Consider the following 15184-nt stretch of genomic DNA (forward strand, 5'->3'; position numbering starts at 1 on the left):
TCAAAGGGCTCAGTTTCCCCCCCTAGCTGGAGTCACCCACCATGCGTTTCAAAACAGCTGTCGCCACCCTGGCCCTGCTTTCCCTGCCTGTAGGTTCGGCAATGGCCGACAGCTTCTGGCGTAACATCCTTTCCACCGGCGCCACCACCGCTTCCACCTACCTGACTTCCAAGGATCACAAGCTGGTCGCCGCCGCCCAGGACGACGCCAGCAGCTTCGTCGCCAGTGAAGGCAGCATCCGCGGTCCGTACCTGGAAGCCGCGATGCAGAAAGTCCGTGCCGACAACCCGGGCCTGCAGGCCACCGACATGGAGCTGGCCAACGCCATCCTGGCGAAAAACGCCATCGCCCAGCAGTGACCGCCAGCCGGTAGCCAGGCTGACGCAACGAAAAATGCCGCTCACAAGAGCGGCATTTTTTTGCCCGCCGTTCGAGCTCAGCGGTAGGCATCCACCGGTACGCAGGCGCAGAACAGGTTGCGGTCGCCGTAGACATTGTCGACCCGGTTCACCGTCGGCCAGTACTTGTGTGCCCTGGCATGGGGGCTGGGGATCACCGCCTGCTCGATGCTGTAGGGCCGCTCCCAGACCCCGGCGATGTCCGCCAGGGTATGGGGCGAACGCTTGAGCGGGTTGTCTTCGGCCGGCCAGTTGCCTTCCTGGACCTGGGCGATCTCGGCGCGAATGCTCAGCATCGCCTCGATAAAGCGGTCCAGCTCGGCCTTGGACTCGCTTTCGGTGGGCTCCACCATCAGCGTGCCCGGCACCGGGAACGACATGGTCGGCGCGTGAAAGCCGTAGTCCATCAGGCGCTTGGCCACGTCCTCTTCGCTGATGCCGGTCTGCGCCTTGAGCGGTCGCAGGTCGAGAATGCATTCGTGGGCGACCCGGCCATTGCGCCCGCTGTAGAGCACCGGAAAGGCCCCGCTCAGGTGCTCGGCCAGGTAGTTCGCGGCGAGGATCGCCACCTCGCTGGCATCCGCCAGCTGCGGCCCCATCAGGGCGATGTACATCCAGCTGATCGGCAGGATGCTCGCGCTGCCCCAGGGCGCCGCACTGACCGCGCCGTTCTGCGGCAGCGGCCCGTCGATGGCCACCACCGGGTGGTTGGCCACGAACGGCGCCAGGTGCGCCCGCACGCCGATCGGCCCCATGCCCGGGCCACCGCCGCCGTGGGGAATGCAGAAGGTCTTGTGCAGGTTCATGTGGGAAACGTCGGCGCCGATATCGGCCGGCCGCGTCAGCCCGACCTGGGCATTGAGGTTGGCGCCGTCCATGTACACCTGGCCGCCGTGGCTGTGGATCACTTCGCAGATCTCGCCGATGCCCTCCTCGTACACCCCGTGGGTCGAAGGATAGGTGGCCATCAGGCACGCCAGGTGTTCGCCCGCGGCCAGGGCCTTGTCCTTCAGGTCTTGCAGGTCGACGTTGCCGGCGTCGTCGCAATCGACGATCACCACCTGCATCCCGGCCATCTGCGCCGAGGCCGGGTTGGTGCCGTGGGCCGAGGCGGGAATCAGGCAGATGTTGCGCTCTCCCTGCTGGCGGCTCTCGTGGTATTTGCGGATCGCCAGCAACCCGGCGTACTCGCCTTGGGCCCCGGAGTTGGGCTGCATGCAGATCGCGTCGAAGCCGGTAATGGCGCATAACCAGCGCTCCAGTTCCTCGATCATCAGCGAATATCCGAGTGCCTGCTCCGGCGGGACAAAGGGATGCAGGTTGGCGAAACCGGGCCAGGTGATGGGGATCATCTCGCTGCTGGCATTGAGCTTCATGGTGCAGGAGCCCAGCGGGATCATCGACTGGTTCAACGCCAGGTCCTTGTTCTCCAGCTGCTTGAGATAACGCAGCATCTCGGTTTCGCTGTGATGGCTGTTGAACACCGGATGGCTCAGGTAAGGCGTGCTGCGCAGCAGGTCCTGGGGAATGCCCGGGACCAGGCTTTCAGCGTCCAGTTGCGCGACGTCCAGGCCGTGGTCGGCGCCGAGGAACACATCGAACAGGCGGGCGACGGTATGCTCGTCGCAGGTTTCATCCAGGCTCAGGCCCAGGTGCCCGCGCCCGAGGATCCGCAGATTGATCTGCGCGGCCTTGGCGCTCTCGATGATGGCCGTCTGGCTACCGCCGACCTCCAGCGTCAGGGTGTCGAAGAACTGCCGGTTCAGCCGCTCGATGCCCTTGCGCTCAAGGCCGGTGGCGAGGATGCAGGTCAGCCGGTGGACACGCTGGGCGATGCGCCGCAGACCTTCCGGACCGTGATAGACCGCGTAGAAACTGGCGATATTGGCCAGCAGCACCTGGGCCGTGCAGATGTTCGAGTTGGCCTTCTCGCGGCGGATATGTTGCTCGCGGGTTTGCAGGGCCATGCGCAGCGCCACATTGCCCCGGGCATCCCTGGACACGCCGATGATCCGCCCCGGAATCGCCCGCTTGTACTCCTCGCGACTGGCAAAGAACGCCGCATGGGGCCCGCCGTAGCCCATGGGCACGCCAAAGCGCTGGGACGAACCGAACACCACGTCGGCCCCCAGCTCGCCCGGCGGCGTCAGCAGCAACAGGCTCAACAGGTCGGCCGCCACGCAGGCCAGCGCCTGCTGCGCATGCAGGTGATCGATCAGCGGCCGCAGGTCGCGAATCTCGCCGTGGGTGTCCGGGTACTGCAACAAGGCGCCGAACACCTGGTGCTGCTTGAGGTTGTCCAGGGTGTCGACCACCAGTTCGAAGCCGAACCCTTCGGCGCGGGTCTGCACCACCGAGAGAGTCTGCGGATGGCAGTTCTGGTCGACGAAGAACAGATTGCTTTTCGACTTGGCCACGCGCTTGGCCAGGGCCATGGCTTCGGCGGCGGCGGTCGCTTCGTCCAGCAGCGAGGCGTTGGCCAGCTCCAGGCCGGTGAGGTCGATGGTCAGTTGCTGGAAATTGAGCAGGGCTTCGAGCCGGCCCTGGGCGATTTCCGGTTGGTAGGGTGTGTAGGCGGTGTACCAACCGGGGTTTTCCAACACGTTGCGCAGGATCACCGTGGGGGTCAGGGTGCCGTGATAACCCATGCCGATCAGGCTGGTCCAGACCTGGTTCTGCTCGGCATAACCGCGCAGCTTGGCCAGGGCGGCCTGCTCGTCCAGCGCCGGCGGCAGGTCCAGCGGACGGTTGAAACGGATGCCCGGCGGCACCGTCTGTTCGATCAGCTCGACCCGGCTGCCCAGGCCCAGGCTGTCGAGCATCGCTTGCTGCTCGGCGGCGTCGGGCCCGAGGTGACGCCGCAGAAAGGCATTGGGATCGCGTAACTGGCTCAAGGACGGCAACTGGGACATGACGGGCTCTCTCTCAGGCGGCGCTCGGCGTCGATGGAACACGGTCAAAGCAGCATAGCAGCCGATCCCGGACGCCGACGGTGTGGCACCCCGGGCCAACCGGTAGCATGATGCTCGACTCCGGCGCGGCCCGCCGCCCTGCCTCGACCTCTGCTTATCGGGTACCCCATCGTCATGAGCCAGCTGCCTTTCCTGCCGTTCTCCAAACCCACCATCGATGAAGCCACCATCGCCAGCGTCGGCGAAGTCCTGCGTTCGGGCTGGATCACCAGCGGGCCCAAGGTCCAGGCCTTCGAAGCACAACTCTCGCAGTACTGCGGCGGGCGCCCGGTGCGCACCTTCAATTCCGGCACCTGCACCATGGAGATCGCCCTGCGGATCGCCGGCATCGGCCCTGGCGACGAAGTCATCACCACGCCGATTTCCTGGGTGGCCACGGCCAACGTGATTCTCGAAGTCGGCGCCATCCCGGTGTTCGCCGACATCGACCCGGTTACCCGCAACATCGACCTGGCCCAGGTGGAAGCGGCCATCACGCCACGGACCAAAGCCATCATCCCGGTGTTTCTCGCCGGCCTGCCACTGGACATGCCGCGCCTGTATGCCCTGGCGCGCAAATACGGCCTGCGGGTCGTGGAAGACGCCGCCCAGGCGCTGGGTTCGAGCTGGAACGGCGAGCGCATCGGTGCCGGCGGCGACCTGGTGTCTTTCAGCTTCCAGGCCAACAAGAACGTCACCTGCAGCGAGGGTGGCGCCCTGGTGCTGAACACCGCCGAAGAGGCCCGCCTGGCGGAGAAGTACCGCCTGCAAGGCGTGACTCGCCACGGCTTCGATGGCCTGGACGTGGACGTGCTGGGCGGCAAATTCAACATGACCGACGTCGCGGCCGCCATCGGCCTGGGCCAGTTCGCCCATCTCGAAACCCTCACCGCGCACCGCCGCGAACTGGCCCGGCATTACTTCGAATGCTTCGGCAGCGGCTTCGAAGCCCGCTACGGCGCCCAGCTGCCACCAGCAGATTTCAGCAACAGCAACTGGCACCTGTTCCAGTTGGTACTGCCGCAGCGGCATGACGGCAAACCGGCGCGGGCGACCTTCATGGAGCAGATGCAGGAACGCGGGATCGGCATCGGCTATCACTACCCGCCGATTCACTTGCTGAGCCTATACCGCGAGCGCGGTTTCAAGGAGGGGATGTTCCCGGTGGCGGAACGGGTAGGACGACTGATCGTCTCGTTGCCGATGTTCACAGCCATGAACAAGGGCGATGTTGAGCGCTCGGTAGCGACGGTGAAGGCTGTCTTGCAAGATGCATAAATAAATAGATACCCAGCCCTTGAACGGCTGGCTTGTGCAATATTCAAGACGCTCAATGCCCAGGCATTGGGCGTTTTTATTTCAGTAATAAATACAGTTGCCAATAGTTATATAAGTGTCCACTTGTCCGATCCTTTGCGCCAAAAACCAGACTCCCGGCAAGACTCACTTTAATCGCACACATAAACACATGATAAATCAGCACGAACCAATGCATTAAATTTCCGAAATACAGACGACTTTCACAACAATAGCCAATCATTCTATAGGTCAACTTTCCGCCTGCTATGTTTACTTATGACTGCGCCTTGGAAACAAAAGGCCATTACGCAGTTGAAAAGACCGTTACAAAATCCATGTTTCAATTTACTCGAAATGGAGTTCACAGAAATGAGCAGCCAACAAATAGTTGTATACATCGAAGAAGAACAGTTGATTGCGCAAAAGAACAACAACTACAGCCTCTATCTGGCCAAGAAAGTAAATAATGACTTTACTGTCATCTGGCAATCAAAAGGCCCCGTTGCGACAGTCAACAACCCTAGTTACCAATATAGAAACACCTTTGATATCGCCACCCCGTCGTTCATGGTCAACTTCACCAATGACCCGGTCAGCAGCGGCGATGTCACCTTCACCTCCGGCGGGAAAAACCTGCCCATCAGCACCGGCCAGACCACGACGCTCGATGCGAACGGCGTGTTCACACCGGCCAAGAATGGCGGCGTCCCCTCGGATGTTCTCATCAAAAATGAGCTGCAAGGCAATCCGCATGCAATCCTCCTGGATTCCAACGGCAACAACATCTGGGTGAACCGTCAGAGCGGCATGAACATCGGCCCTGCGACGCTGACACCAAAGAGCCAATATCAACTCTGGTTCGGCAACATTCAGGAAACCGGTTCGTTGATCGCCATCAACCTGTCCAACCCCTATGTAGCGACCCTGCAGGATGGCGGCAGCGTCACCATTACCTACACCGACAGTGGCACCTGGGTGACCGGCGAACCGGCCAGAGTCCTGAGCGCCTCCGAAGTCAGGGCGCTGCACGCCAGGCTCGGGATCGCGGCCTAGTCCGCCAGGCGGATCGAGCATCGGTTGCGCGAAGGACATAGAGCACTGCGCGATGCCATTGGCAGTCTTCCGTTCGCAAGTTCCGCTCATGCAAGAAAACCCTGTATATCGTAGATCTACAGGGTTTTTTATTGATGGTGTCGAAGCCATAGTCGAACGGGCCAGGTGGAGTCGAGACTCTGTGCCTGAATCATCCACAGGATGAGCGTGAGATTAGCCATGAGTAAGCAAACCATAATTGTCTATATTGAAGAAGAGCAACTTGTTGCACAAAAGATAAACAATTACAGCCTCTACCTGGCCAAGAAAGTAAACAGTTCCTTCACTGTCATCTGGCTTTCAAAACCGCCATTCGCCGCCCCCAACCAACCGACGTATCAATACAAGAACATCTTCAATATCACCAATGATTCCTACATGGTGAATTTCACCAATACACCGCTGCAAGAAGGGGACGTCAATTTTACTTCAGGCGGAAAGAACCTGCCCATCAACACAGGCCAGATAACCACCCTGGATCAATATGGTGTATTCAGTCCTGCAAAGAATGCTGGAACGCCAGGAGATGTTTCAATAAATAACGAACTTCTGGCCAACCCCAGCAATATATTGTTGGACTCCACCGGACTCAGTCTCTGGGTGAACCGCTCAGGTGGCATGAATATAGGCATAACCACCATGACCCCCAAAAACGAGTTTCAACTATGGTTCGGTCCGGCCCAAGCGGCGGGTTCGCTGATCCCCAGCAACCTGTCCAGCCCTTACAACATCAGCGTGAACGACGGAGAAACCAAAACCGTCACCTACACCAATCAGGGCGCCTGGGTTAGCGGCGAACCCGCGGCGAGTTTGACGGCAGAAGAAGTGGCAGCGCTTCACATCAGGGTGAACAAAGCCGTGCTGCGGGCCAGATCGCTCCGCCGCTAGGCCAGCCCCAGACGTCGCCTGCAAACGAAAAACGCCGCGTACCCGATAAGGGCAACACGGCGCTCTTGTAGCGGATTCGCTTCCGGCAGGGGTTATTCGCCGATAGCGGCCTTATAACCGGCTGCGTCGAGCAGCTTCTCAAGGTCAGCAGCGTTGGCCGGCTTGAGCTTGAAGATCCAGGCGCCGTACGGGTCGCTGTTGAGCAGCTCGGGGCTGCCGCTCAGGTCTTCGTTGACCGCGATCACTTCGCCGGCCACTGGCGCGTAGATATCGGAAGCGGCCTTCACCGATTCCACCACACCGGCCTGGTCGCCAGCGCCGAAGACATTGCCGACTTCGGTCAGCTCGACGAACACCACGTCGCCCAGGGCTTCCTGAGCGTGGTCGCTGATGCCCACGGTCACGGTGCCATCGGCTTCCAGACGGGCCCATTCGTGACTTTCGGCAAAACGCAGGTCAGCAGGGATATCGCTCATGTTCTGTGTCCTCAAGAAGAAATGTCAGCGGTCGATCCCGCCGGAAATAAGTTAGATCAAGGTCTTGCCATGACGCACGAAGGTCGGTTTTACCACCCGGACCGGGTACCACTTGCCACGGATTTCCACTTCTGCACGGTCGGCGGTAGCCATGGGCACCCGTGCCAGGGCGATCGATTTGCTAAGCGTAGGAGAGAAACTACCACTGGTGATCTCTCCTTCGCCAACATCGGCGATGCGCACCACTTGATGGGCACGCAGCACGCCGCGTTCTTCCAGCACCAGGCCGACCAGTTTGTGCTTCACCCCACCCGCGCGCTCGGCCTCCAGCGCGGTGCGCCCGATGAACTTACGCGACGCCGGTTCCCAGGCGATGCTCCAGGCCATGTTGGCCACCAGCGGTGAAACCTCCTGGTGAATGTCCTGGCCGTACAGGTTCATGCCGGCCTCCAGGCGCAGGGTGTCCCGGGCGCCGAGGCCGATCGGCGAGATGCCCGCGCCGACCAGATCGTTGAAGAACGCCGGGGCCTGGTCGGCCGGCAGGACGATTTCCAGGCCATCTTCACCGGTGTAGCCGGTGCGCGCGATGAACCAGTCGCCATCGGCCTGGCCTTCGAAGGGCTTGAGTTGCTGGATCAGCGTGCCGCGCGACTGGGTCACCAGCTCGGCGATCTTGTGGCGGGCGTGGGGCCCCTGGATCGCCAGCATCGCCAGCTCGGAGCGTTCGTGCAGTTGCACCTGGAAATCGCCCAGCTGCGCGTGCATCCAGGCCATGTCCTGGTCACGGGTGGCGGCGTTGACCACCAGCCGGTAACCGGCGTCGGTGCGGTAGACGATCATGTCGTCGACGATGCCGCCGTGCTCGTTGAGCATGGCGCTGTACAAGGCCCTGCCGGGGCTTTGCAGGCGTTCGACGTCGTTGGCCAGCAGGTGCTGGAGCCAGGCCTTGGCCTGGGGTCCGTCGACATCGATCACGGTCATGTGGGATACATCGAAAACCCCGCAATCGCGGCGCACCTGATGGTGCTCCTCGACCTGCGAGCCGTAATGCAGAGGCATATCCCAACCGCCAAAATCGACCATCTTCGCGCCCAGGGCGAGATGAAGGTCATACAGAGGCGTGCGCTGTCCCATGGGTTTCTCCTTCCGGGCGTGGCGAAGGTGCGGGCGGTCGCCGTATGAGCTGGAAGCCTTGAAATAGATGGCTCTCAGACAATTCAAGAGACCCGATCAGAAAGATCGACCGCACCGAATGCCGCGCATTGTAGCCGCAAGGTGTGACACTGGCACCTAACCGATTCGATGAGCGGAGCGTCGGATCAGTCCGATCACCGGCAGCAATCCCACCAGGACCAGGGTCAGGGCCGGCAACGCGGCACGCGCCCATTCGCCCTCGCTGGTCATCTCGAAGATCCGCACCGCCAGCGTGTCCCAGCCGAACGGGCGCATCAGCAGGGTGGCGGGCATTTCCTTGAGCACATCGACGAACACCAGCAACGCCGCGCTCAGAGTGCCGGGCAGCAAAAGCGGCAGATACACTTTGAAAAACAGTCGTGGTCCGCTGACCCCCAGGCTGCGCGCCGCTTCCGGCAACGACGGGCGGATCCGCGCCAGGCTGCTTTCCAGCGGCCCGTAGGCCACCGCGATAAACCGCACCAGATAGGCCAGCAGCAACGCCGCCAGACTGCCCAGCAGCAAGGGTTTACCCGCCCCACCGAGCCAGCCCGACAGCGGGATCACCAGCTCGCGGTCCAGATAACTGAAAGCCAGCATGATCGACACCGCCAGCACCGAACCCGGCAAGGCGTAACCCAGGTTGGCCAGGCTGACGCCGGAACGGATCGCCCGGGTCGGCGCCAGCCGTCGGGCGAACGCCAGCAGCAGGGCCACGCTGACCGTGATCAGGGCCGCCATGGCGCCCAGGTACAGGGTGTGCAGGATCAGCCCGGCATAACGTTCGTCGAGATCGAAGCGGCCACGCTGCCAGAACCACACCAGCAGTTGCAGCACCGGGATGACGAAGGCACAGGCGAACACCAGCGCGCACCAGCTTGTGGCCGCCAGGGCCTTGATGCCATGCAGGTGGTACAGCGCCTTGCCCCGCGGCCGCTCGTTGCCGGAGCGACTGGCGCCGCGGGCGCGACGCTCGCCGTACAGCACCAGCATCACCGCCAGCAGCAACAGGCTGGCCAGCTGCGCGGCGCTGGACAGGCTGAAGAAGCCGTACCAGGTCTTGTAGATGGCGGTGGTGAAGGTGTCGAAGTTGAACACCGCCACCGCGCCGAAGTCCGCCAGGGTTTCCATCAGCGCCAGGGCCACACCGGCGCCGATGGCTGGCCGCGCCATGGGCAGGGCCACGCGCCAGAACGCTTGCCAGGGCGTCTGCCCCAGCACCCGCGCGGCCTCCATCAGGCCTTTGCCCTGGGCCAGGAACGCGGTGCGCGCCAGCAGATACACATAGGGATAGAACACCAGCACCAGGACCAGGATCACCCCGCCGGTGGAACGCACCCGCGGCAGGCGCAGGCCCGTGCCGAACCATTCGCGCAACAGGGTCTGCACCGGGCCGGAAAAGTCCAGCAGGCCGACGAAGACAAAGGCCAGCACGTAGGCCGGAATCGCAAAGGGCAGCATCAGCGCCCAGTCCAGCCAGCGCCTTCCGGGAAACTCGCAGAGGCTGGTCAGCCAGGCCAGGCTCACCCCCAGCAGCGTCACGCCCACACCGACGCCCAGCACCAGGGTCAGGGTGTTGCCCAACAGGCGCGGCATCTGGGTCTCCCACAGGTGCGACCAGATCTGCTGGTCGACCACCTGCCACGACAGCAGCAGCACGCTCAGCGGCAGCAGCACCAGGGCGGCGACGGCAAAAACCAGCGGGTACCAGCGACGTTGGGTGGGATGGGCCACGAAAGACTCTCGAGCGGGATGGATCAATAAAAGGCAATGGCGAACCGGCTAAACAAAACGCCCCGCAAAGGCGGGGCGCAGTATAACCAGCGGATCAGTTCCAGCCAGCACGGTCCATCAGGCGAATGGCCTCGGCCTGGCGCTTGCCGGCGACTTCCACCGGCAGGGTGTCAGCCACGAACTTGCCCCAGGCGGCCACTTCGGCGGACGGCGGCACGCTCGGGTTGGCCGGGAACTCCTGGTTCACGTCGGCGAAGATCTTCTGCGCTTCCTCGGTAGTCATCCACTCCACCAGGGCCTTGGCGGCTGCCGGATGCGGAGCGTGCTTGGTCAGGCCGATGCCCGACAGGTTGACGTGCACGCCGCGATCGCCCTGGTTCGGCCAGAACAGTTTGACCGGCAGATCCGGCTTCTGCTTGTGCAGGCGGCCGTAGTAGTAGGTGTTGACGATGCCCACGTCGCACTGGCCGGCGTTGATCGCCTCGAGCACCGCGACATCGTCGGAGAACACGTCGGTGGACAGGTTGTTGACCCAGCCCTTGACGATTTCTTCGGTTTTCGCCGCGCCATGGGTTTCGATCAGGGTCGCGGTCAGCGACTGGTTGTAGACCTTCTTCGCCGTGCGCAGGCACAGGCGGCCTTCCCACTGCTTGTCAGCCAGGGCTTCGTAGGTGGTCAGTTCGGACGGTTTCACCCGCGCGGTGGAGTAGGCGATGGTCCGCGCCCGCAGGCTCAGGCCGGTCCAGGCGTGCGAGGCGGCGCGGTATTGCAGGGGGATGTTGGCGTCGATCACCTTGGAGGTGAACGGCTGCAGGATGCCCATCTGCTCGGCTTGCCACAGGTTGCCGGCATCGACGGTGAGCAGCAGGTCGGCGGTCGCGTTCTCGCCCTCGGCCTTGATCCGCTGCATCAGCGGCGCTTCCTTGTCGGTGATGAACTTCACCTGGACCCCGGTTTTCTGGGTGTAGAGATCGAAGACCGGCTTGATCAGCTCGTCGATACGCGAGGAGTAGACCACCACTTCGTCGGCTGCCTGGACAGTACCGCCAATGAGGGTGAGGGCCAGGGCGGTCAGTAGACGCTTCGGTGCCAACATGGGAGCGGTCTCTCGAAATCAAAGGGGAGTAAATGATAAGGACTACTATTTAGCTTCTCAAACTGAACCGGCGGCCGAGGCGTTACGAGATGTTGCATAACCCGTCGAGGGAACATTGGCCGGGCGATCCGATCGCGAGCAAGCTCGCTCCTACAGGGGGAGCGCCGATACTGTAGGAGCGAGCTTGCTCGCGATGAGGCCATTGGGATCAGGCCTTGGCCAGTTCCGGCAGATCCCCGGTGAGGCCCAGTGCCTGGCGCACGAACAGCGCCTTGGCCTCGGGCATCTGGTCGACCATTTTCAGCCCGGTGTTACGCAACCAGCGCAACGGCAGCGGATCAGCCTGGAACAGCCGCTCGAAGCCCTCCATCGCCGCCATCAGCGCCAGGTTGTGCGGCATGCGCCGCCGCTCGTAACGGCTGAGCACCTTGGTGTCGGCCAGGCGTTCGCCGCGGCTGGCCGCCTGCAGCAGCACCTCGGCCAGCACCGCGGCATCGAGGAAGCCCAGGTTGACCCCCTGCCCGGCCAGCGGATGGATGGTATGAGCCGCGTCGCCGATCAGCGCCAGGCCTTCCGCCACGTAACGCTTGGCATGACGCTGGCGCAACGGCACACAGAGCCGCGGATCGGCGCTCAACACCGCGCCCAGGCGGCCTTCGAAGGCGCGCTCCAGTTCTCGGCAGAAATCGCTGTCGTCCAGCGCCATCAGGCGTTCGGCCTCGCTGGGCGTGGTCGACCAGACAATCGAGCACCAGTCATGCTGACCGTCGCGCTCCAGCGGCAGGAAGGCCAGCGGGCCGTTGTCGGTGAAACGCTGCCAGGCGGTCCTCTGGTGTGGCTCGGCGCAGCACACGCTGGTCACGATGGCGTGATGCAGGTAATCCCATTCGCGGGTGGCGCAGCCGGTCAGGCGCCGCACTGCCGAGTTGGCGCCATCGGCGGCGATCACCAGCGGCGCGCGCAGGCTGCGGCCATCGGCCAGGGTCAGCAGCCAGTCGTCGCCGGAACGGCGCATCTGCTCCAGGCGGGCATTGGCCAGCAGGCCGATGTCGCAGTTGTGCAGGCGCTCCAGGAGCGCGTCCTGGACCACCCGGTTTTCAACGATGTGGCCCAGCGCCTCGGCATGCACGCTGGCGGCCGAGAAGTGAATCTGCCCGGTGCCGCTGCCATCCCAGACCTGCATCTCGGCATACGGGCTGCTGCGCCGCCGGGTTACCCCTTCCCAGACACCCAGGCGCTCGAGAATCCGCTGGCTGGCCGCCGACAACGCGCTCACCCGCGGCTCGAACGGCGCTTCGCTGTCGAAGGGCTTGACCTTCAGCGGGCTGCCATCGAGCAGCAGCACTTCCAGGCCGCTGTCCTGCAACGCCAGCGCCAGGGCGCTCCCGACCATTCCGGCCCCGACAATCAGCAGATCTGCACGCATTTCCATGCTTTAAGCCTGTCTCGCTTGCGGCTTGAGCCGCACGTAAAGGGTTTTGTCGAGCCGCGCTGCCTGGCTGCCGACACTGTGCTGGATTTCCATGCCCGGTCGCGGGCTCAGCCACTCACGCATCGGGACGGGTACCCAGGCCCATGGCTTGCCGGGCGAACCAGCGCTTGGCCGGCGGCAGCAGGTCCAGGCCCAGCAGCCCGATATTGCGCCCCAGGGACACCAGCGGCAGCTTGCTGCCGAACAAGCGGGTGACCTGGTCGGAGAAGCCCACGGTCAGGTCCTGGTCCAGACGCTGCCGCTCGCGGTAGGCCTGCAAGATGCTGAAATCGCCGGGCGGCGTCGGGCTGACCAGCAAGGCATCGGCCAGCGCCTGGGCGTCACGCAACGACAGGTTGAAACCCTGCCCGGCAATCGGATGCAGACTGTGGGCAGCGTTGCCCAGCACCACCAGATGAGGACGCACCTGCTCCTCGGCCTCCACCAGCGACAGCGGGTAAAGATGCCGCGCGCCGACCTGTTTCAGGGTGCCCAGGCGATAACCGAAGATCCCCTGCAATTCGCTGAGGAAACTGCGTTCATCCAGCGCGGCCAGGCGCTGCGCGTCCATGCCCAGACGGGTCCAGACCAGCGCGCAGCGGTTCTCCGGCAGCGGCAACAGGGCCATCGGGCCGTCGTCGGTAAAGCGCTCGAAGGCCATGCCGTTATGGGCTTCGCTCGGGGTGATATTGGCGATCAGCGCGCTCTGGTTGTAGGGGCGCTTTTTCACCCCGATACCCAGTTGCTCGCGCAGCCCGGAGCGACCGCCGTCGGCCAGCACCGCCAGCTCGCAATCCAGGCTGGTTTCATCGTTGAGGGTCAGGCGATAGCCGTCTTCCAGCGGCTCCATGCGCGTGACTTCGGCCGGGCAGCGCCAGCTCACCACGTCCTTGTCCAGCCCCTGCCAGAGGCATTGGCCGAGCCAGGCGTTTTCCACCACATAACCCAGGGCGGGAACGCCCTCCTCCATGGCCGACAGCCGCGCGGTGGAAAACCGCCCACGGTCGGAGACATGGATCTGTTTGATCGGCTCGGCGCGACGGGAGATTTCCTGCCACACACCCAGCCGTTGATAGATCTGCCGCGCGCCGAACGACAGCGCCGAAGAACGCGCGTCGTAGCTGGGCTGATAGGTATCGCCCGGAGCGAACGGCTCGATCAGCACGATTTTCCAGCCGCGCTCCTTGGCGCCGGCCTGCAAGGCCAGGGCCAGGCTGGCACCGACCAGGCCACCGCCGATGATCGCCAGATTGACCCGGTTCATGCTGCATGGCTCCGTGCGGCGGCCATCAGGGCCTCGATCTCGGCCACGGTCTTTGGCACGCCACCGGTGAGAATTTCACAGCCTTGCTTGGTTACCACCACGTCATCCTCGATGCGCACGCCAATGCCGCGCCATTTCTTCGCCACGTTCTGATTGTCCGGCGCGATGTAGATACCCGGCTCGACCGTCAGGGCCATGCCGACTTCCAGCACCCGCCATTCGCCGCCGACCTTGTACTCGCCGACATCATGCACATCCATGCCCAGCCAGTGGCCGGCGCGGTGCATGTAAAACGCCTTGTAGGCTTCGCTGGCGATCAACTCGTCCACCTCGCCTTCGAGCAGCCCCAGCTTGACCAGCCCGGCGGTGATCACCTTGACGGTCGCCTCGTGAGCCTGGTTCCAGTGCTTGTTCGGCGCGATCTCGGCAAAGGCGGCTTCCTGGGAGGCCAGCACCAGCTCGTAGATCGCCTTCTGCTCGGCGGAAAACTTGCCGTTCACCGGCCAGGTGCGGGTGATATCGCTGGCATAACAATCGATCTCGCAACCGGCGTCGATCAGCACCAGATCGCCGTCCTTGAGCAACGCGTCGTTCTGCTGGTAATGCAGGATGCAGCTGTTGCGCCCGGCGGCGACGATCGAGCCGTAGGCCGGCATCTTCGCCCCGCCCCGGCGGAACTCGTAGTCCAGCTCGGCTTCCAGGCTGAACTCGTACAAGCCGGCGCGGCTGGCCTGCATGGCCCGAATATGGGCCTGGGCGGAAATCCGCGCGGCCTCGCGCATCACCTTCACTTCCGCCGCCGATTTATACAGGCGCATGTCGTGCAGCAGATGATCCAGGGCAACGAATTCGTTCGGCGGCTGGGCGCCCAGGTGCGCCTTGGAGCGGATCACATTGATCCATTCCATCAGGTGGCGATCGAACTCGGGGTTGCTGCCCATGGCCGAATACACCCGGTCGCGGCCTTCGATAAGGCCCGGCAGGATGTCGTCGATATCGGTGATGGGAAAGGCATCGTCGGCGCCGTAATCGCGAATCGCGCCTTCCTGGCCAGCCCGCAGGCCGTCCCAGAGTTCACGCTCGGCATTGCGCTCGCGGCAGAACAGGATGTACTCGCCATGCTCGCGACCGGGCATCAGCACGATCACCGCCTGGGGTTCGGGGAAACCGCTGAGGTACTGGAAATCGCTGTCCTGGCGGTAGACATGCTCGACGTCGCGGTTGCGGATCGCCACCGCGGCAGCCGGCAGGATCGCGATGCTGTTGGGTTCCATCTGCGCCATGAGCGCCTTGCGGCGGCGGGTGTATTCCGATTTCGGGATATGGATCATGGGCAGACGGA

Annotated in this window: 12 protein-coding genes; 4 read left to right on the forward strand and 8 right to left on the reverse strand. The window is 63.4% G+C overall.

The genetic code is table 11. From position 1 onward, the window contains the following. The first annotated feature begins 41 nt into the window (after positions 1–41). Positions 42–359 carry a DUF2388 domain-containing protein gene (locus PVZ78_RS19465; protein WP_009051394.1) on the forward strand — a complete coding sequence of 106 codons (318 nt, stop codon included), beginning with the start codon at positions 42–44 and terminating at the stop codon, positions 357–359. A 77-nt stretch (positions 360–436) separates the two neighbouring features. Here the strand turns inward: PVZ78_RS19465 and gcvP are convergent, their stop codons facing one another. Beyond that, positions 437–3310 carry an aminomethyl-transferring glycine dehydrogenase gene (gene gcvP, locus PVZ78_RS19470; protein ID WP_028683691.1) on the reverse strand — a complete coding sequence of 958 codons (2874 nt, stop codon included), beginning with the start codon at positions 3308–3310 and terminating at the stop codon, positions 437–439. A gap of 174 nt (positions 3311–3484) precedes the next feature. Here gcvP and PVZ78_RS19475 point away from each other — a divergent pair, with 174 nt between their 5' ends. The 3 genes from PVZ78_RS19475 (at position 3485) to PVZ78_RS19485 (ending at position 6628) form a co-directional block, all read left to right on the forward strand. Next, on the forward strand, positions 3485–4627 hold the full coding sequence (locus PVZ78_RS19475) for a DegT/DnrJ/EryC1/StrS family aminotransferase (protein ID WP_273829096.1): 1143 nt from the start codon (positions 3485–3487) through the stop codon (positions 4625–4627). Positions 4628–5017: 390 nt separating this feature from the next. Beyond that, complete coding sequence (locus tag PVZ78_RS19480) at positions 5018–5701, forward strand: hypothetical protein (protein WP_009051397.1); 684 nt, start codon at positions 5018–5020, stop codon at positions 5699–5701. A 219-nt stretch (positions 5702–5920) separates the two neighbouring features. Next, a complete protein-coding gene (locus PVZ78_RS19485) occupies positions 5921–6628 on the forward strand; it encodes a hypothetical protein (RefSeq protein WP_028683689.1) in 708 nt (235 codons plus the stop codon). A gap of 92 nt (positions 6629–6720) precedes the next feature. On the opposite strand, the gene gcvH is transcribed toward PVZ78_RS19485, so the two are convergent. The 7 genes from gcvH to pepP all read right to left on the reverse strand — a co-directional run bounded on the left by gcvH (position 6721) and on the right by pepP (position 15173). Continuing rightward, positions 6721–7104 carry a glycine cleavage system protein GcvH gene (gcvH, locus tag PVZ78_RS19490; protein WP_009046109.1) on the reverse strand — a complete coding sequence of 128 codons (384 nt, stop codon included), beginning with the start codon at positions 7102–7104 and terminating at the stop codon, positions 6721–6723. A 51-nt stretch (positions 7105–7155) separates the two neighbouring features. Continuing rightward, complete coding sequence (gcvT, locus tag PVZ78_RS19495; RefSeq protein ID WP_009051399.1) at positions 7156–8238, reverse strand: glycine cleavage system aminomethyltransferase GcvT; 1083 nt, start codon at positions 8236–8238, stop codon at positions 7156–7158. Between the two features lie 156 nt (positions 8239–8394). Further along, positions 8395–10011: an ABC transporter permease gene (locus PVZ78_RS19500; RefSeq protein WP_257371872.1), complete on the reverse strand. Its 1617-nt coding sequence runs from the start codon at positions 10009–10011 to the stop codon at positions 8395–8397. Positions 10012–10105: 94 nt separating this feature from the next. Next, positions 10106–11107: an extracellular solute-binding protein gene (locus PVZ78_RS19505; RefSeq protein WP_041985029.1), complete on the reverse strand. Its 1002-nt coding sequence runs from the start codon at positions 11105–11107 to the stop codon at positions 10106–10108. 208 nt (positions 11108–11315) lie between these two features. Beyond that, complete coding sequence (locus PVZ78_RS19510) at positions 11316–12533, reverse strand: 2-octaprenyl-3-methyl-6-methoxy-1,4-benzoquinol hydroxylase (RefSeq protein WP_164485218.1); 1218 nt, start codon at positions 12531–12533, stop codon at positions 11316–11318. Between the two features lie 121 nt (positions 12534–12654). Next, entirely contained in the window at positions 12655–13842 is a 1188-nt protein-coding gene (ubiH, locus tag PVZ78_RS19515) for a 2-octaprenyl-6-methoxyphenyl hydroxylase (RefSeq protein ID WP_038574913.1), read from the reverse strand. Next, positions 13839–15173 (reverse strand): Xaa-Pro aminopeptidase, encoded by a 1335-nt coding sequence (gene pepP / locus PVZ78_RS19520; RefSeq protein ID WP_009051405.1) that lies wholly within the window; start codon positions 15171–15173, stop codon positions 13839–13841. Before pepP ends, ubiH begins: the two co-directional genes overlap by 4 nt. Positions 15174–15184: the final 11 nt, after the last annotated feature.

It is taken from the genome of Pseudomonas sp. SBT1-2 (assembly GCF_028640875.1).
Classification (GTDB): domain Bacteria; phylum Pseudomonadota; class Gammaproteobacteria; order Pseudomonadales; family Pseudomonadaceae; genus Aquipseudomonas; species Aquipseudomonas chlororaphis_I.